Annotated in this window: 14 protein-coding genes; 10 read left to right on the top strand and 4 right to left on the bottom strand. The window is 73.1% G+C overall.

From position 1 onward, the window contains the following. Positions 1–74: 74 nt before the first annotated feature. On the top strand, positions 75–1,826 hold the full coding sequence (locus AB0I49_RS04945; protein WP_363225407.1) for a VWA domain-containing protein: 1,752 nt from the start codon (positions 75–77) through the stop codon (positions 1,824–1,826). On the opposite strand, the gene AB0I49_RS04940 is transcribed toward AB0I49_RS04945, so the two are convergent. Both AB0I49_RS04940 and AB0I49_RS04935 read right to left on the bottom strand, forming a co-directional pair. Continuing rightward, the gene (locus AB0I49_RS04940; protein ID WP_363225443.1) at positions 1,765–2,985 is read right to left on the bottom strand and encodes an ATP-binding protein; all 1,221 of its coding nucleotides are present in this window, start codon (positions 2,983–2,985) and stop codon (positions 1,765–1,767) included. The genes AB0I49_RS04945 and AB0I49_RS04940 overlap by 62 nt on opposite strands. Before the next feature lie 86 nt (positions 2,986–3,071). Next, the gene (locus AB0I49_RS04935; RefSeq protein WP_363225442.1) at positions 3,072–3,725 is read right to left on the bottom strand and encodes a response regulator transcription factor; all 654 of its coding nucleotides are present in this window, start codon (positions 3,723–3,725) and stop codon (positions 3,072–3,074) included. 227 nt (positions 3,726–3,952) lie between these two features. Here AB0I49_RS04935 and metG point away from each other — a divergent pair, with 227 nt between their 5' ends. From metG to AB0I49_RS04915, 4 genes are all read left to right on the top strand, one after another. Next, positions 3,953–5,692, top strand: a complete 1,740-nt coding sequence (gene metG, locus AB0I49_RS04930; RefSeq protein ID WP_363225406.1) for a methionine--tRNA ligase — start codon at positions 3,953–3,955, stop codon at positions 5,690–5,692. A 355-nt stretch (positions 5,693–6,047) separates the two neighbouring features. Continuing rightward, positions 6,048–6,701, top strand: a complete 654-nt coding sequence (locus AB0I49_RS04925) for a response regulator transcription factor (protein ID WP_363225405.1) — start codon at positions 6,048–6,050, stop codon at positions 6,699–6,701. A 42-nt stretch (positions 6,702–6,743) separates the two neighbouring features. Next, positions 6,744–7,436 carry a DUF4255 domain-containing protein gene (locus AB0I49_RS04920; RefSeq protein WP_363225404.1) on the top strand — a complete coding sequence of 231 codons (693 nt, stop codon included), beginning with the start codon at positions 6,744–6,746 and terminating at the stop codon, positions 7,434–7,436. After that, on the top strand, positions 7,433–9,487 hold the full coding sequence (locus AB0I49_RS04915; protein ID WP_363225403.1) for an ATP-binding protein: 2,055 nt from the start codon (positions 7,433–7,435) through the stop codon (positions 9,485–9,487). The genes AB0I49_RS04920 and AB0I49_RS04915 overlap by 4 nt, the downstream gene beginning before the upstream one ends. A gap of 81 nt (positions 9,488–9,568) precedes the next feature. Here AB0I49_RS04915 and AB0I49_RS04910 read toward each other — a convergent pair whose 3' ends face one another. After that, entirely contained in the window at positions 9,569–10,972 is a 1,404-nt protein-coding gene (locus AB0I49_RS04910) for a hydrogenase expression protein (RefSeq protein WP_363225402.1), read from the bottom strand. Positions 10,973–11,243: 271 nt separating this feature from the next. Beyond that, positions 11,244–14,291, bottom strand: coding sequence for a BTAD domain-containing putative transcriptional regulator (locus AB0I49_RS04905; RefSeq protein WP_363225401.1), 3,048 nt, complete (start codon positions 14,289–14,291; stop codon positions 11,244–11,246). A gap of 450 nt (positions 14,292–14,741) precedes the next feature. Between AB0I49_RS04905 and AB0I49_RS04900 the strand changes: the two genes are divergently transcribed. The 5 genes from AB0I49_RS04900 to AB0I49_RS04880 all read left to right on the top strand — a co-directional run bounded on the left by AB0I49_RS04900 (position 14,742) and on the right by AB0I49_RS04880 (position 17,611). Continuing rightward, positions 14,742–16,331 (top strand): phage tail sheath subtilisin-like domain-containing protein, encoded by a 1,590-nt coding sequence (locus tag AB0I49_RS04900; protein ID WP_363225400.1) that lies wholly within the window; start codon positions 14,742–14,744, stop codon positions 16,329–16,331. 68 nt (positions 16,332–16,399) lie between these two features. Next, positions 16,400–16,843, top strand: a complete 444-nt coding sequence (locus tag AB0I49_RS04895; protein ID WP_363225399.1) for a phage tail protein — start codon at positions 16,400–16,402, stop codon at positions 16,841–16,843. Beyond that, entirely contained in the window at positions 16,843–17,301 is a 459-nt protein-coding gene (locus AB0I49_RS04890; protein WP_363225398.1) for a hypothetical protein, read from the top strand. Before AB0I49_RS04895 ends, AB0I49_RS04890 begins: the two co-directional genes overlap by 1 nt. Continuing rightward, on the top strand, positions 17,298–17,456 hold the full coding sequence (locus AB0I49_RS04885) for a DUF6760 family protein (RefSeq protein ID WP_363225397.1): 159 nt from the start codon (positions 17,298–17,300) through the stop codon (positions 17,454–17,456). The genes AB0I49_RS04890 and AB0I49_RS04885 overlap by 4 nt, the downstream gene beginning before the upstream one ends. Further along, the gene (locus AB0I49_RS04880; RefSeq protein ID WP_363225396.1) at positions 17,453–17,611 is read left to right on the top strand and encodes a hypothetical protein; all 159 of its coding nucleotides are present in this window, start codon (positions 17,453–17,455) and stop codon (positions 17,609–17,611) included. The genes AB0I49_RS04885 and AB0I49_RS04880 overlap by 4 nt, the downstream gene beginning before the upstream one ends. Positions 17,612–17,637 lie beyond the last annotated feature (26 nt).

Raw genomic sequence — 17,637 nt, 5'->3', positions numbered from 1 at the left:
CTGCCAGTCCGGCTGGCGCCGGGGGGGCGGTTGCCACTGATGCTCCGTCAGCTGCCGCTGGAGAGAAGGCCGCTGTGGGTGTCACGGAGACGGCCGCCGTCGGCGTCGCGGAGACGGCCGCCGTCGACAACTCGCGCTTGTCCACGGTGACGGATTATCTGACCGACAGTGTCTCCAGTGGATCCAGTGGCTCTGTTGAGGGCTCGGCTCCGGTGGCGGCTGATGACGTATCGGCCGCCGCCGGGGGGTCGCTGACCGCTGTCGCGGACACGGCTGACACGAGTACAGCTGACGCGGATACGGCGGATACGACTGGCGAGGGTACGGCCGACGCCGGTGCGGTCGTCGCCGAAAGCGCCACCACCTCCGCGGCGGACGAGGTGACCAGCGCCGCGGACACGGCGGACGCCGGAGAGGCCCTGACCGTACACGCGGAGACCGCGGACACGGCGGACGCCGAAAGCTCGCTGACGGCTCACACCGACGCGGCCGAAGCCGGTACCGCCACGGCCACCTCGACCGCCGACGAAAAACTGACCGCTCACGCCGACGCGGTCGACACCGGTTCCGCGGCCGTGGGCGGTGAAGGGGGCGGTGCTCGGGGCGGCGCGGGGACCGTGCTCACCGATGCCGGGGGGCCGACCGTTCCCGCGCCCTCTCATGAGCCGAACCCCGCCGGGGGTACGGACGGCAGGCGGCCGTTCCCCACGCAGACCACCGGGGAGCGCGTGCCCGACCCCGGGCCGTTGGCTCCGATTCCGGACCCGGCTCCCGGGCCGGACGTGCCGAAGCCGGACCCGGAGCCGACGCCGGTGCCGGATCCGACCCCGATGCCCAAGCCGGACCCGCAGCCCCAGCCGCAGCCCCAGCCCCAGCCCGCGCCCGGCCCCGACCCGGAGCCCCGGCCGCTCCCCGACCCGGCGCCCGCCCCGCAGCCGCAGCCCGCACCCGCCGCCGAGCCCCTCGCCGAGGACGCGGTGGCCACCGCCAAGCCCCTCACCGAGGACGTAGTGGCCGCCGCCGAATCCCTCGCCGAGGACGCGGTGGCCACCGCCGAGCCCCTCACCGAGAACGTAGTGGCCGCCGACGCGCCCCTCACCGAGGGCGCGGTGGCCGACGACGCGCCCCTCGCCTCGCTCCGTGAAGCCGCCCGCGCGGCGCTCGCCAAGCAGGGGATCGCCGGGGAGCGCGCTGCCGTCTACCTCGTGCTCGACCGGTCCGGGTCGATGCGGAACTACTACAAGGACGGGACCGTCCAGCACCTCGCCGAGCAGGTGCTCGGGCTGTCCGCGGAGCTCGGCGAGGAGGCGGGGGACGCGGTCGTTTCCGTCGTCTTCTTCTCCACCGACGTCGACGGGACCGCCGAGATCTCGCTCGACAGCTACGCCGACCGCGTCACCGAGCTGCACGCCGGACTCGGGCACATGGGACGCACCAACTACCACTGGGCGATCGACGCCGTCGTGCAGCACTACGAGAAGGCGGCGGCACAGGACGGGCCCGATCGGCCCGCGCTCGTGATCTTCCAGACCGACGGCGCTCCGACCAGCAAAGCCGCCGCCGAGAAGGCGCTGTGCGACGCGGCGCGGCTGCCGATCTTCTGGCAGTTCGTGGGGTTCGGGGACCCGGAGGCGAAGGGGTTCGACTTCCTGCGGAAGCTGGACGATCTGGCGGTGCCGGAGAAGCGGGCGGTGGACAACGCGGGGTTCTTCCACGCGGGGGCCGACCCGCGGTCGCTGCCGGACGCGGACCTCTACCGGGAGCTCATGATCGAGTTCCCGGAGTGGCTGACCGAGGCGCGCGCCGCCGGGATTCTCGGCCGCTAGTCTCGCCCAGCCGGACCGTCACCGTGAGGCCGCCTCCAGGGTTGGGGGCGGCCTTCGCCGCGCCGCCGTGGGCGCGGGCGATGGACCGTACGATCGACAGCCCGAGCCCGGTGCCGGCCGCCGAGCCGAGGCGGTCGCGGCCGTCGCCGCGGCGGAAGGGTTCGAAGAGGTCGTCGACCTCGTCGGCCTCGATGAACGGCCCGGTGTTGCGTACGGTCAGCAGCCGCGGCCCCACCCGCACGTCCACCGTGCCGCCCCGGTGGTTGTGGATGACCGCGTTCCGCAGCAGATTGCCGGTCAGCTGGGCCAGCAGTATCCGGTTGCCCCAGACCTGCGCGTCCGTGGAGTGCACCGTCACCTTGACCCCGGCCCGTTCCGCGCGGCCGCGCACCGCGGCGGCCTCCTCGGCGACGACGTCCGCGAGGTTCAGCCGGTCGCGGCTCTCCAGGCCGCGCTCGCTGCGCGCGAGCACCAGCAGCCCGTCGATGAGCCGTTCGCTGCGCCGGTTGGTCTCCAGCAGCGTCGCCTTCGTCTCGGCCAGCTCCTCCGCCGATGGGCGGCCCCCCTCCAGCCCGACCTGGATGGCGGCGCGCTGCGTGGCGAGCGGGGTGCGCAGCTCGTGCGAGGCGTTGGCGATGAACCGGCGCTGGCTGTCGAACGCGCCCTGCAACCGCCCCAGCAGCGCGTCGATGGTGTCGGCCAGTTCCTTCAGCTCGTCGGCGGGGCCGTTCTGCCCGATGCGCTCGTGCAGGTTCCGTTCGGAGATCCGCCGCGCCTTGGCCGTCATGACGTGGACGGGCCGCAGCATCCGGCCCGCCGTCCACCAGCCGACGCCGACCGCGAGCAGCGCGGTGACCAGCAGCGCCACCACCGACCAGAAGACCAGCTGCTGCGAGGCGGCCTGGCTGACGCCGTCGGAGACCTGGGCGATCTCCCGCATCCAGCGCACCTTGGCGACCACCGGCTCCTCGGTGGCGCTCGGCGTCGTCGGCGCGGGGAAGCGGTGCACCGGTACGTACACCTCGACCGGGGCGCCCGTGCGGGCCTGGGCCTGGGAGCGGATGTGGCCGGCCCGCTCCTGGGTGCCGGCGCTGGAGAGCACGTTGACGAAGACCAGCAGCGCGGTGCCCAGCACCAGGAAGACCCCGCCGAAGACGATGGCGACCCGGGTGCGGACCTTGTGGCCGTGCGGGCGTCGCGCCCGCGGCCCGCGCGCGGAGCGGGCCCGGCCGGAGCGGACCCCGCTCACAGCGCGTACCCGACGCCCTGTTCCGTACGGATCAGCGCCGGTTCGCCGAGTTTCCCGCGCAGCTTGCTCATCGCGACGCGCACCGCGCCCGTGAAGGGGTCGGCGTTCGCGTCCCAGGCCCGTTCCAGCAGCTCCTCGGCGCTGACGGTGGCGCCGTCGGCCTCCAGCAGGATCTGGAGGACCGCGAACTCCTTCGGGGAGAGGTCCAGCACCACCCCGTCCCGCGTGGCCGTGCGCCGCACGGTGTCCAGGACCAGCCCGGAACGTTCCAGCACCGGCGGCGTGGGCCGGGCGCTGCGCCGCCGCAGCGCCCGTACCCGCGAGATCAGCTCGGGGAACTCGAACGGCTTGGGCAGATAGTCGTCCGCCCCCAGGTCGAGGCCGGAGACCCGGTCCTCCATGGAGCCCGCGGCGGTCAGCATCAGGATGCGGGTGCGGGAGCCGGAGGCGACGAGCCGGCGGGTGACCTCGTCGCCGTGCACGCGCGGCAGGTCACGGTCGAGGACGACCACGTCGTAGTCGTGCAGCCCGAGGTAGGCGAGGGCGGCGTCCCCGCTGTAGACGGTGTCCACGGCGAAGCCGGCCCGGCGCAGGCCGGTCGCGACCAGCTCCGCCAGTACTTCCTCGTCCTCGGCGACCAGTACCCGCATGATGGCGTTCATCTCCCTCTGCACCCTTCGCCCCCTTCCAGGATGCGGGTGTACAGCAGGAGATGTTTCGCGAACGTCTCCCTCGGGGCCGTGAATGTCCCGATCGGGCCGGTGGGCGGAGAAATCGGGGGCGGGTGGCCTGTCGCCCTCCGATACGATATTGACGACCCGCGATGTATCCGCGGGCCAAATCGTCACACCCGGTACCGACTTGGGAGCAGCCTGCAATGGCTCGACACCTCATCACCAGCGCCCTTCCGTATATCAACGGGATCAAGCACCTGGGCAACATGGTGGGGTCCATGCTCCCGGCGGACGTGTACTCCCGGTACCTCCGCCAGCGCGGCCACGACGTCCTGTACATCTGCGCCACCGACGAGCACGGCACCCCCGCCGAGCTGGCCGCCAAGGACGCCGGGCTGCCGGTGGCCGAGTACTGCGCGCAGCAGCACGACGCGCAGCGGGCGATCTACGACGGCTTCGCGCTCGCCTTCGACCACTTCGGCCGCAGCTCCTCGACGCAGAACATCGAGATCACCCAGCGCTTCGCGCGGAAGCTGCACGAGAACGGCTTCATCGAGGAGCGGGCGATCCGCCAGGTCTTCTCGCTCGCCGACGACCGCTTCCTGCCGGACCGCTACATCGTCGGCACGTGCCCGCACTGCGGTTACGACAAGGCGCGCGGCGACCAGTGCGAGAACTGCACTCGGGTGCTGGACCCCACGGACCTCATCGAGCCGCGCTCCGCGATCAGCGGCAGCGGCGACCTGGAGGTCCGCGAGACCAAGCACCTCTTCCTCCTCCAGTCGAAGCTGGCGGCGGAGGTCGAGGCGTGGATCGACGCGGTCGGCGACGCGTGGCCGACGCTGTCCTCGTCCATCGCCCGCAAGTGGCTGACCGAGGGGCTGCACGACCGCGCGATCACCCGCGACCTGGACTGGGGCGTGCCGGTGCCGGCGGACGTCTGGCCGGAGCTGGCGGCCGAGGGCAAGGTCTTCTACGTCTGGTTCGACGCGCCCATCGAGTACATCGGGGCGACGAAGGAGTGGGCGGAGGCCGCTGCGGACGGTGACGAGAACCGCGACTGGAAGTCGTGGTGGTACGAGGCCGACGACGTCCGCTACACGCAGTTCATGGGCAAGGACAACGTCCCGTTCCACACGGTGATGTTCCCGGCCACCGAGATCGGCACCCGCGAGCCGTGGAAGCGCGTCGACTGCGTCAAGGGCTTCAACTGGCTGAACTACTACGGCGGCAAGTTCTCCACGTCGCAGCGGCGCGGCATCTTCACCGGCGACGCCCTGGAGATCCTGCCCGCCGACTACTGGCGCTACTTCATGATGGCGAACGCCCCCGAGTCGGACGACACGTCCTTCTCCTGGGAGCTGTTCTCCTCCGTCGTGAACAAGGACCTCGCCGACACCCTCGGCAACTTCGTCAACCGCGTGCTGTCCTTCTCCCGCAAGCGCTTCGGCGACGCGGTGCCGGCGGGCAGCGCGCCGGGCGAGGCGGAGCGGAAGCTCGGCGAGCAGATCGCGGAGCTGCTCGCGGAGTACGAGGGCCATCTGGAGGCGCTCCAGTTCCGCAAGGCGGCCGCCGCGCTGCGGGCGCTGTGGAGCGCGGGCAACTCCTACCTGGAGGAGAAGGCCCCCTGGCTGGAGATCAAGACCGACCAGGAGGGCGCGGCGCTGACGCTGCGTACGGCGATGAACCTCATCCACCTGTACGCGGTGGTCTCCGAGCCGTTCATCCCGGCCTCGGCGAAGGCGATGCGCTCGGCGTTCGCGCTGGCCGACGACACGGCGACGTGGGTCTCGGGCGACGAGGCCAGGGCGCTGGCGTCGGTGCCGGCCGGTACGGACTTCACGGTGCCGCCGGTGCTCTTCGCCAAGATCACGGATGAGGACCTGGAGGTCTACCGCGCCCGCTTCGGGGGCGAGGAGGCGGAGACCGCGCCCGCCGAGTAGCGGTACGCGCGCACGGACGAGGACCACCCGCACAGGGGCCGGAAGGCCGCCCTGTGCGGGTGGTCTTTTTCTTGCCGCCCACCGCCGCCCGCCGCCGCCGATCGCCGCCCATCGCCGCGAGGGGTGTCGGGCGTGTGGCCGCCGGGGCTAGGGTCGCCCGGAGCTCGGTTCTGTGACACGACGAGACGCCCCGATTGCCCTGGAACACACCGGCGATGTGAACGTTCGGGCACCTGATCGACACCTGTTGAACACAACGTCAGTGATCCGTTGATAGTTCGGCAATCTTTTGTTGAGCACTACCGAGCACTCTGGGACTGTCGCTACACGGGGGAAGACAAGGAACAGAACACCAGTGCTCGAAAAACGCGTCACGGTGGTCGTCCACGCCGCAGACCCGCTCAGCCGGGCCGGGGTCATCAGCCACCTTCAACACCAGCCCACCGTCGAACTCCTGGAGCGCCCCGGCACGGGCGCCGGGGAGGAGCCGCGCGGCACCGTCGCCGTCGCCCTCGTCGACCGTGTCGACGAGGCGGCCGGGGCCGAGCTGAGACGCCTTGTCCGAGGCGGCGAGCAGCGCGTGGTGCTGATCGCGAACGAACTGCGCGAGCCGGAGCTGATGACCGTCGTGGAGTACGGCGTGCGCGCCATCCTCTGGCGCCACCAGGCCACGCCGCAGAAGCTGCTGCGCGCCGTGCACAGCGCGGCCCGCGGCGAGGGGGAGCTGCCGCCCGACCTGATCAACAGACTGCTGACCCAGGTCGGGCGGCTGCGGCGGTCCGCGATGGACTCCGCCTCGTCCTCGTTCGTCCCGACGCTGGGCATGGCGCCCCGCGAGGTGGACGTGCTGCGGCTGGTCGCGGAGGGGATGGACACCCGGCAGATCTCGGAGAAGCTCGCCTACTCCGAGCGGACCGTGAAGAACGTCCTGCACGCCCTGATGACGCGGCTGCAACTGCACAACCGCGCGCACGCCGTCGCGTACGCGCTGCGGGAGGGATACATCTGATGGGACCGCTGATGGGACCGAGTCGACAGCCGGGGGACGCGCGTGATTCATGAGGTCGACGAGGCGCTGCGGCGCGTACTGCGCGGCGGTGCGCTGCCGGACACGACCGGCGAGGTCGTGTTCGAGGCGCCCACCCGCGACTGGGCGGCCCGCCGCAACGCGCCCACCCTCAACGCGTATCTCTACGACATCCGCGAGGAGGTCGCCCGCCGCGAGCGCGGCGCGATCAACGTCCGGGACGCGTCCGGCATGGTGGTCCGCAGACGCCAGCCGCCGCGCTGGTTCCGGCTGTCGTACCTGCTCACCGCGTGGACGACGCGGCCCCAGGACGAGCACCGGCTGCTGTCGGCGGCGCTGGGCTGCCTGCTCTCGCACGAGATCCTGCCGGCCGCCGCGCTGCCGGAGGCGCTCACCGCCCTGGAGCTGACGCTGCCGATGTCGGTGGGGGTGCCGCCCGCCGAGTCCCGTTCCATCGCCGACATCTGGTCGGCGCTGGGCGGCGAGCTGAAGCCCTCGCTGGACGTGGTGATCACGGTGCCGTTCCCGGTCTCGCCCTCGTACGAGGTGGCGCCGCCGGTCACGGAAGCGGTCACCCAGGTCAAGGGCGTCAACGGAGTTCCCGGGGACGCGCAGCCGCGCGTGCTGCGCTCGGTGCCGGGCGACGGCTCCGGGGCGAGCGGCTCCCCGCGCGGCAGATCCCGCCGGGGCCGTGAGCCGCGGTCGGTGGCCGAGTGAGCGCCGCCGAGGCGCACGGGACGGCGGAGGCCCACGGGACGGCGGTGCTGCGGCGGCTCGGACTGCTGCGCGAGCGCGTCGCCGCGCTCGTGGCGCACCGCAGCGCCGACGACCCGACGGCCGACGACCCGCTGCGCGGGCTGTACGTGTCGCCGGAGACGGCCCAGCGGCTGGCGGCCGAGCCGGGGCCGCGGACCGCCGGTCCGGCCGACCCCGCCGAGGAGGTGACGGGCGGCTGGGGCGCCGGGACCGCCGACGGCACGGACCGGCTGGTCCGGCTGGCCGAGCGGTTCGGCCTCTCGCCGCTGGACGCGCACATCCTGCTGGCCGCGCTCGCCCCCGACGCCGACCGGGGGTTCGAGCCGCTCTACGGCTACCTCAACGACGACGTCGGCCGCCGCCGCGCCACGGTCGCCCTCGCCCTGGACCTCGCGGGCACCGGCCCGTACGACGCCGCCGCCCGCGCCCGCTTCCACCCGGCCGCGCCGCTCATCTCGGGCGGCCTGCTCGACGTCGAGGACGAGGACCGGCCGCTGCCGGGCCGGGCGCTGCGGGTGCCGGAACGGGTCGTGGCGCACCTGCTGGGCGACGACGCGCTCGACGGCGGCCTCGGCGCGGCGGGCGTACGGCTCGTGCCGCCGGAAGCCGCGGACGCGGGCCCGTTCGCGGCCCGGCTCGCCGCGCTCGCCCAGGCCGGGCCGCTCGCCGTGCATCTGCGGGAGCGTCGCCCCGGCACCGCCGCCGGGCCCGCCGCCGGCGCGCTCGCCGCCGCCGGGCTGCCCGTCCTGCGCTACGACCCGTCGCGCGCCGGGCAGGAGCCCGCGCGGATCGCGCCGCTGCTGGTGCGGGAGGCGCGGCTGCGCGGGGCCGCCCTGGTGGTGGGGCCGGTGCCCGAGCGGCCCGGACCGCTGATCGAGGCGCTGGCCGTGCCGGACGCCACGGTGGTCTGCTTCGGCTCCGAGCCGTACGACCCCGGCTGGGCGCCGGATGTGACGCTGGTCGGGATGGATGCGCCGCAGGACGCCGTGGACCTGGCGGGCGTGTGGTCGGCGGAGCTGGGTCTCGGGGAAGAGCCGGCCGGTATGGGCTTCGAGCTGGCCGAGACGGTGGCCGCGTACCGGCTCAGCGCCGCGCAGATCCGCCGGGCCGCCCGTACCGCCACCGCGCTCGCCGCCTTCGACGGCGGCCCGCTCACCGCGGCCCACGTCCAGCACAGCGCGCGGCAGCAGTCCGCGCCGCTGCTGGACCGGCACGCGCGGCGGGTGCGCCCCGCGGTCGGGTTCGGCGATCTGGTGCTGCCCGAGGAGCCGCTCGGGATGCTGCGCGAGCTGACGCAGCGCGCCCGCCACCGGGAGCAGGTGCTGGGCCAGTGGCGGCTGCGTACGGGCGGCGGGCGCGGGCGCGGGGTGGTCGCGCTGTTCGCGGGCGAGTCGGGCACCGGCAAGACGCTGTCGGCGGAGGTCGTGGCCGGGGAACTGGGCCTGGACCTGTACGTGGTGGACCTCTCCGCGATCGTCGACAAGTACGTGGGCGAGACCGAGAAGAACCTGGAGCGGATCTTCGTGGAGGCGGACCGTACGGACGCGGTGCTGCTCTTCGACGAGGCCGACGCGGTCTTCGGCAAGCGCTCGGAGGTCAAGAGCTCCCACGACCGGTACGCCAACCTGGAGAGCGCCTACCTCCTCCAGCGGCTGGAGTCCTTCGACGGGGTGGCGGTGCTGACCACCAATCTGCGAGCCAACATCGACGACGCGTTCACCCGCCGCCTCGACCTGGTGGTGGACTTCCCGTTCCCGGACGAGACGCAGCGCGTCGCGCTGTGGGAGGGCTGCCTGGCCTCGACGCCGTGCGAGCCGGACCTGGGGCTGGACGTGTGCGCCAAGGAGTTCGAGCTGTCCGGCGGCGGAATCCGCAGCGCCGCGGTCACGGCCGGATACCGGGCGGCGGCGCGCGGCGGGCCGGTGTCGGCGGCGGACGTACGGGCCGGGGCCGAGCGGGAGTACCGCAAGATGGGCCGGCTGGTGCCGGGACCGGCGCTGATGTGGACGTGACCTGAAGCGTTCCGGCCGTATATGAAGCAGCGCCCGGCGGGGAGGAGACCTCCCGCCGGGCGCTTCGCCGTAGCCGCGGTGCTACTTGGCGACGACCATCCAGTCCATGTTGTCGTTGGGGTTCGGGTCGCACCCCTGGGTGGTCGAGCCCTTGTCGTTCTTCATGTCGTAGACGCAGTTGTTGTTCTCGACGCTGACGATCCGCTTGCGGTCCTTTTCGCCGCCGGGCGCGTCCACGAGGCGCCACTTCTGCTTGGCGGCCAGGTTGCCCGAGGCCAGATCCTCCTTGTTGACGTGCATGATCTGGATCTCGTTGGTGGTGTACTCCGGCGTGATCTTGACTTCCATCACGCTGCCGCGGGCGTTGGCCGGCTCCAGGGCGTAGGTGTTGTCGTCCTTGTAGTGGTGCAGGATCCACAGCTGGTTGCGGCCGTACTGGTCGCCCGTCCACTTCGGGTTCTGGCCGACCTGCGTGCCGTCCTTCTGCTTGCCCTCGTTGGCCTGGAGGTACCAGCCGGTGCCGTCGGCCTTGTCCTTGATGGTGTACAGCTTCGGGCCGGCGGGCTTCTTCTTCCCGCCGTCGCCGCCGCCTCCGCCGCCGCCCTTCTTGTCCCCGCCGTCGTCGTGCTTCTCGGGGGTGTGCGTCGGGGTCGGCTCCTGGGTCGGCGGCGGGCTCGGGGCCTTCGACATCTCGCCCTGGGGGAGCTTGGTCAGCTCCCCCTGCTTCTCGCGGGCCTGGGTGGAGACGCCCGGTTTGTGCTGGAACCAGAGCACCAAGAAGATCATGAGCAGCGCGAGCAGCAGGCCCAGGATCGCCATCAGCCAGCGCGGCAGGATCGACGGCTGCACGTACGTACCGCGCAGCTCGGTGGGTTGCGCGACCCCGGCCCGCAGCACGGACAGCGTGAACGGGTGCTTGCGGGTGCCGCCGACCCAGCTGATCGACCCGGCCTTGATCCGCAGCAGGGCGAACCCGGCGCGTCCCGGCGCGACCTGGACGGCCCCCGGATCGGCGTCGACGGACAGCGAGTCGCCGTTATCGCGGGTGGAGAAGGACGTCGTCAGCGGCTGGTTGCCGAGGTTGTCGACGGCGACCTGCGCGGTGGCACGCCATCTGCCGCGTACGACGAGCGGAATCAGATCGGTGTTCATCTCGGCGAACGCGCCGACCGTGATCTGCCCCTCGGCGACGTCGGCGGCCTGCGGCTGCTCGCGCGGCAGCACGCGCACGCCGAACGGAACGGGCCCGGCCTTGGCGTCGGAGGTGCGCGGCGGAGCGAAATCCACCTGGGCGGTGCCCTCCGCCCCCGGATAGAGCCGCAGCACATCCGGCTCGACCCGCCCCCAGCCCGCCGCGTCGCCCACCAGCGACAGCCGGTACTCCTCGACGGTGTCCCCCGTATTGCGCACACGCAGGCGCACACCGGCGCTGGATCCGGGGTCGACGGAGGTCGCGGCCGGTTCCAGTGAAGTCCACATGCTCACCGTCGACAGTGAACGCGACCGGGACCGCGCGCGAAGCGTACGCACGGGCAGCATCGGGGGCAGCCATCCATGCCCGATCAGCCCTTGCGGCCACCGGGCCGGCGGTGCGGTTCCGCCCACCCGGTCCCGCGCGGCGACGGGTCGCCGAAGCCATCTGGGCACATTAGACGGCGCGGTGGATTTCGGCTGGTACGGGAGGGCAGAGCTGGGGGCAGCGGTGCTGCCCCCACGATCAGGCAGAGGCGGCCGGTCCGCGGTCCGTCCGGCCGCCCTACGCGGCCGGGTCCGTCGCCGCCGCGGCCTCCGCCGCCTCCGCCGCCGCGAGGAGGGTCGCGGCCTCCGCCGTCTCGTGGGTGCTGTGGCCCTGGAGGTCCGTCAGGGCGGCGCGGAGGGTGGTGAGGGCCTGTTTGCGGGCGCCGGTCTGGAGGAGGGCCCGGCCCTGGGCGGCGCGGGCGAGGCCGCGGCAGAAGGCGTCGCCGAGGGCGTGCTCCATGGTGAGGGACTTCTCGGCGCGGGCGAGGGCCGCCTCGGGGCGGGCGGCGGCCAGTTCGGCGTGGGCGAGACGGGCCCAGCACATGGCTTCCCAGCGCAGGTCGCGGGCGGTGTGGTGACGGCGGCGGGACTCGTGCAGGTACTGGAGGGCGTCGGCGGTGCGGCCGTCGGTCAGGGCCGTGCAGCCCGCCTGGTAGAGGACGTGGGCGAGGGTGTCGGGGCGGCCCAGTTCGCGGGCCCGGGTCACCGCCTCGTGGGTGGCGACGGCCGCCTCCGCCGTGCGGCCGAGCGCGCTGTACGCGCGGGCCTGGTACGAGCGGACGTGCGCGGCGTCGCTGTCGGAGCCCATGGCCTCGAAGAGCTCGTGGGCCTGCTCGAAGGGCGGGATGGCCTCGGCCGGTCGGCCGCGCGCGGTGAGGACGATGCCCAGGTCGTGCGCCGCCTCGGCGCACGTCAGCCGGTCCCCCGCCTGTTCCGCCAGCCGCAGGCTCTCGCGCAGCGCGGTCTCCGCGTTCTCGTATGTCTGGATGCCGTAGTGCGGCGCGCCGAGCAGCCGCAGGACGCGGGCGGCGCTGCGGTCGTCGCCGTGCCGGATGGCGGCGGTCAGGGCCTCCCCCACGAGCGGTTCCAGGTCGTTGCGGCGCGCGGTGCCCTGCACCAGGTTCGCCCAGGCGACCAGCAGGTCCACGGCCGGGCGCAGGGCGGCGCCGCTGCCGTTGACGGCCTGCCGCACCGCGCCGTGCAGTTGCGGGTGGGCGTTCCAGAGCCACTCGCGGGCCGCGTCCGCGTCGGCCAGGTCGCGGCCCGGCGCGGACGGGCGGTGCAGCTGGTCGGGGACCACGCTGTGCGGGCGGATGCGCCGCATCGCGGTGATCACCGTCGCCAGTGCGTGGTCCAGTTGCCGGCGCAGCGCCGCGGACCGCTCCTCGGGGCTGTCGGCGCTCTCGCTCTGCCGCCGCCCGAACAGTTTCAGGAGGTCGTGGTAGCCGTACCGGTTGCCGGAGCGCACCTCGGCCAGCCCGGCGTCGACGAGGCCCTCCAGCATCCGCTCGGCCTCGCCGACCTCGACCCCCAGCAGCTCCGCCACCGAGGCCGCGCTGAAGGCCGGCACGTCGGCGAGGGACGCCAGGCGGAACGCGCGGGCCAGGTCGTCGGTGAGCGCCGCGTATCCGAGCCGGAAGGCGCACTCCACGCCGAGGTCGTCCACGCGCAGCTCGTCCAGGCGGTGCCGCTCGTCGCGGAGCCGCTCCGCGAGATCGGCGACGGCCCAGCTCGGCCGGGCCGCCAGCCGGGCGGCGGCGATCCGCACGGCGAGCGGCAGCCGGCCGCAGGCCGCGACCAGCTCGCGCGAGGCGACCGGTTCGACGGCGACCCGGTCGGGCCCGGCGATGGCCGAGAGCAGGGCGAGCGCGTCCCGTTCGGGCAGCAGCTCCACGTCCACCAGCCGCGCGCCGGGCAGGGTGATGGTCCGCGACCGGCTGGTGACGAGCACCGCGCAGCCGAGGGCGCCGGGCAGCAGCGGGCGCACCTGCCGGGTGTCGCGGGCGTTGTCGAGGAGGACGAGCATCCGCCGGCCGGCGAGCAGCGAGCGGTACAGCGCGGCCTGCTGCTCCAGCCCGTCCGGCAGTTCGGGGTCGGCGACGCCCAGCGTGCGCAGGAAGTGGGAGAGCGCCGCGGAGCTGCTCATGGCGTCCGGGTCGCCGCCGCGCAGGTCCACGTACAACTGCCCGTCGGGGAACGCGGAGCGCACCGCGTGCGCGGCGTGCACGGCGAGCGCCGTCTTGCCGACCCCGGCCAGCCCGGTGAGCGTGGCGACCGGTACGGCCCGCCCGTCGGCGGCCAGCAGCGTCTCGCACAGCGCCCCCACGACGGCCTCCCTGCCGACGAAATCCGCGATGTCGTACGGGAGTTGGGCGGGGAGCGGCAGATGGGGCGCGGGCGGTCCGGCCGGGTCGCGGGGCACGGGGTCGAGGGGCTCCGCCGGGGGCTCCGCCTGCTGCGGGACCTTCACCTCCGGCAGCGGCTCCGGCGCCGCCGGTATCCCCGGCTCGCCCGCCAGCACCGTGGTGTGCAGCGCCGCCAGCTCCGGCCCCGGCTCGACGCCGAGCCCCACGGAGAGGATGCGCCGCGTCGTCGCGTACACCGCGAGCGCCTCCGCCTGCCGCCCGCCGCGGTGCAGCGCCTGCATCAGGAGCCCCTGGGCGCGCTCGCGCAGCGGATGCTCCGCCGCGAACGCCCGCAGTTCCGCCACCGTGTCCGCGTGCCGCCCCAGTTGCAGGGCGAAGTCGAAGAGGTCCTCGGTCGCCGTGACGCGCAGCTCGCCGAGGCGGTCGCGCTCCCGCTCCGCGTACGGGCCGGGGAGCCCGGCCAGCGCCGTGCCGTCCCACAGGGCGAGGGCGCGGCTCAACTCCTGATGGCCCGCGGCCGGGTCCCCGGCCGCGCGGGCCCGCGCGGCGGCGGCGAGCCGCAGCTCGAACTCGGCGGCGTCCACCCGCCCGGCCGGCACCCGCAGCGCATAGCCGTCCGGCGTCGACACCAGCAGCCGGCTGGGCTCGTGCTTCCGCCGCGCGGGCTCCAGCAGGGACCGCAGCCGCGAGATGTACGTCCGTACGGTGCCGACCGCGCGCAGCGGCGGGTCCTCGCCCCACAGCGCCGTCATCAGATCGACGAGCGGGGCGGAGCGCCCGTCGCGCAGCAGCAGCACCGCGAGGGCCGCCCGCTGCTGCGGCGGGCCGAGCTCCAGCGGGCGGCCGTCGAGCTCCGCGCGTACGGGTCCGAGCAGCTGGAACCGGGGCGCCGCGCCCGGCCCGTCCTCGTCGCTGTACACAGCCCGCCCGTGCTCCTCTTCCTCGTCTCGCCGGGGCGTATCACGTTGCCCTTTTGTACTCACGTTCTACTCACGTTCGCCCACAGACGCTACTCCAGCCGCTGCCCGGCGCACTCGTCGACCGCCTAAGGGAGTCTCGACGGTGCGACATGTACGCCTTTGCCCCATTGCCTCGTAGGGCGTCAAGAGGGCCGCCAGTGCCAGTTGTGTCCATTCGGGCAATGACCCCTGCCCCCGACGACGTCCGTTCGCTCCTTCGGGCCGCCGGGCCGATACGCCATCGTCGATACCGGACGATCGTCACCACTGGTCAGGACGGGGCGAGTCAGGCCAGGTCATGGGGAGCGCACCGGAGAGATATCACCGTCAACGGGAGAGATATCACCGTCCTCCGCCGTCCCACCGCTGCCCCGTGCCGCCAACTTCACCGTCGCAAGGAGTTCAGCCCCCATGCCCTCTTACCTGTCCCCCGGCGTATACGTCGAAGAAGTCGCCAGCGGATCGCGCCCCATCGAGGGCGTCGGCACCTCCGTCGCGGCCTTCGTCGGCCTGGCGCCGGTCGGTCCGGTCAATGAGCCGACGCTGGTGACGAACTGGTCGCAGTACGTGGCGTCCTTCGGTGAGTTCGCCGACGGCTACTACCTCGCGCACGCCGTCTACGGCTTCTTCAACAACGGCGGCAGCGCCGCGTACGTCATCCGGGTCGGCGGCACGGACCAGTCCGCGGGCACGGACGGCGGCGCGCAGGGCGAGAAGGCGTCCAACGGCCTGGTCAAGGAGCTCGTCGCCGGGGAGCCCGCGGCGCTCGGCTCGTTCAAGGTCTCCGCGATCGCCGGCGGCTCGATCAGCGTCGAGGTGCAGGACGTCGAGGGCGAGGGCGCCGCCGACCGCTTCAAGCTCGTCGTCAAGGACGGCGAGAAGGCCGTCGAGAGCTTCGACGTGAGCGCCAAGAAAAGCGCGCGGAACTACGTCGTCACGCAGGTCAAGCAGCGCTCCAAGCTGATCGTCCTCGAAGAGGCCGCCCCGGCCGCCCAGCTGGCGAAGCCCGACGCGCAGACCGTCGCCCTCGCCCCGGCCGTACCGGCCCCCGCGCCCGCCGCCGCGCCCAACACCGGCGCCGAGCTGGAGCAGCTCGCCCCCGGCCGGTTCATCGGCGACTCCGCCGACCGCACGGGCTTCGGCGGGCTGGAGGCGCTCGACGAGATCAACATGGTTGCCGTGCCCGACCTGATGGCCGCCTACCAGCAGGGCCTCATCGACCTGGAGCACGTCAAGGCCGTACAGCTCGGTCTCGTCGCGCACTGCGAGCTGATGGGCGACCGGATGGCCATCCTGGACCCGCCGCCGTCGCTCGGCGCCCGGCAGATCCGCCAGTGGCGGCAGGAGGTCGCCGGCTACGACTCGCGGTACGCCGCCCTCTACTACCCCTGGATCAAGGTCTTCGACCCGGCCACCGGCCAGACCAAGACCGTGCCGCCGTCCGGCCACATGTCCGGCGTCTGGGCGCGCAACGACTCCGAGCGCGGCGTGCACAAGGCCCCGGCCAACGAGATCGTGCGCGGCGCCGTCGACCTGGAGCTCCAGATCACCCGCGGCGAGCAGGACCTGCTCAACCCGATCGGCGTGAACTGCATCCGCGCCTTCCCCGGCCGCGGCATCCGGATCTGGGGCGCGCGCACCCTGGCGTCCGACCCGGCCTGGCGCTACCTGAACGTCCGCCGGTACTTCAACTACCTCGAAGAGTCGATCCTCATCGGCACCCAGTGGGTCGTCTTCGAGCCCAACGACCAGGCGCTGTGGGCGCGCATCCGCCGCAACATCTCGGCGTTCCTGGTCAACGAGTGGCGCGCGGGCGCGCTGTTCGGGACGCGGCCCGAGGACGCGTTCTACGTGAAGTGCGACGAGGAGACCAACCCGCCGGAGTCGGTGGACGTCGGCCGGGTCGTGTGCGAGATCGGCATCGCGCCGGTGAAGCCCGCCGAGTTCGTGGTGTTCCGGCTGGCGCAGTTCTCCGGCGGCGGCGGCGAACTGGAGGAGTAGCCCCCGGCCGCGTTCGCGGCAGCAGCCGTCCCGTACCAGCCTTGGAACAGAAGGAAGAGTGAACTCCCTTGTCGCTTCAGCCCGGTGACGCCCTCACCACACATAATTTCGGCCTCCAGATCGACGGCGTGATGGTCGAGTACCTCCAGGAGGTCAGCGGCCTGACGATGGAGCAGGACGTCATCGAGTACCAGCAGGTCTCGGCGGACGGCAAGCCCGTCGTCAAGAAGATGCCCGGCACCAAGAAGGCCGGCGAGGCCACGGTGACGCGCGGTATGACCCAGTCGTCCGCGTTCAGCGAGTGGATCAACCAGTCCATCGCCGGCGACATGGGCTCCGCCCGCAAGAACGCCACCATCATGATGATGGACTTCCAGAACAACCCGGTGAAGCGCTACAACATGCGCAACGCCTGGTGCAGCAAGGTGGAGACCAGCGGGGTCAAGGCCGGCGACGCCGCCGCGCTGACCGAGCAGGTCACCATCGTCTTCGAAGAGCTGGTCATCGAGTAATGCGGCGCGAAGGCCCGGCGGCACCGGCGGGCACGGCGGGGCCGGTCCCCGCCGCGCCCGGCCCGGCCGCGCAGCAGGCGCGGGAACCCCTGCGCACAGAGTTCGAGTTCGAGCTGCCGCGCGGCTTCGTCGACGAGTCCGGCACCGTGCACCGCAACGGCGCGATGCGGCTCGCGACGGCCCGCGACGAACTGATCCCCCTGCGCGACGTGCGCGTACGGGAGAACCCCGCCTATCTGTCGGTGGTCCTGCTCGGCAGGGTCATCACCCGGCTGGGCACCCTCCCGATCGTGCACGACGGCACGGTGGAGAACATGTTCGCCTCCGACCTCGCCTTCCTCCAGGACTTCTACCGGCAGATCAACGCGGAGGGGCACACGCGCGCCGCGGTCGCCTGCCCGCACTGCTCGGAGTCCTTCGAGGTGGAGCTGGCCGGGAGCCGCCTGGGGGAATCGTGACGTACGCGACCGACCGCATCCACGAGGAAGTCGCGTACCTCGCCTACCACTTCCACTGGGGGCTTGAGGACATCCTCGACCTCGAACACGCCGACCGGCGCGCGTACGCGACGCGGATCGCGGAACTGGTGGAACGCGCCGAAGGGAAGCAGTGACGGGGCATGGGGTTGTTCAGCAGGAGGAAGTCCCGGCGGACGGGGGCCGGCACGGGGCCGGCCCCGGCCGGCGCACCCGCGCCGCCGTCCTCGTCCTCGTCCTCGTCCTCGTCCTCGGAAGCTGCCGCGACCGCCGCTCCCGCCGCGCCCGCTGAGGCGCGGGACGGGGGCTGGGCCGCCG

Origin of the sequence: Streptomyces sp. NPDC050617 (assembly GCF_040654795.1) — a bacterium.
Classification (GTDB): domain Bacteria; phylum Actinomycetota; class Actinomycetes; order Streptomycetales; family Streptomycetaceae; genus Streptomyces.
The sequence above is the reverse complement of the archived record's forward strand: the minus strand, read 5'-3'. Positions and strand labels throughout refer to the sequence as shown.

Excerpts from the sequence above, each read along its gene's own strand:
- metG (WP_363225406.1), top strand. The coding sequence starts at position 3,953 with ATGGCTCGACACCTCATCACCAGCGCCCTTCCGTATATCAACGGGATC.
- AB0I49_RS04890 (WP_363225398.1), top strand. The coding sequence starts at position 16,843 with ATGCGGCGCGAAGGCCCGGCGGCACCGGCGGGCACGGCGGGGCCGGTC.
- AB0I49_RS04900 (WP_363225400.1), top strand. The coding sequence starts at position 14,742 with ATGCCCTCTTACCTGTCCCCCGGCGTATACGTCGAAGAAGTCGCCAGC.
- AB0I49_RS04935 (WP_363225442.1), bottom strand. The coding sequence starts at position 3,725 with ATGCGGGTACTGGTCGCCGAGGACGAGGAAGTACTGGCGGAGCTGGTC.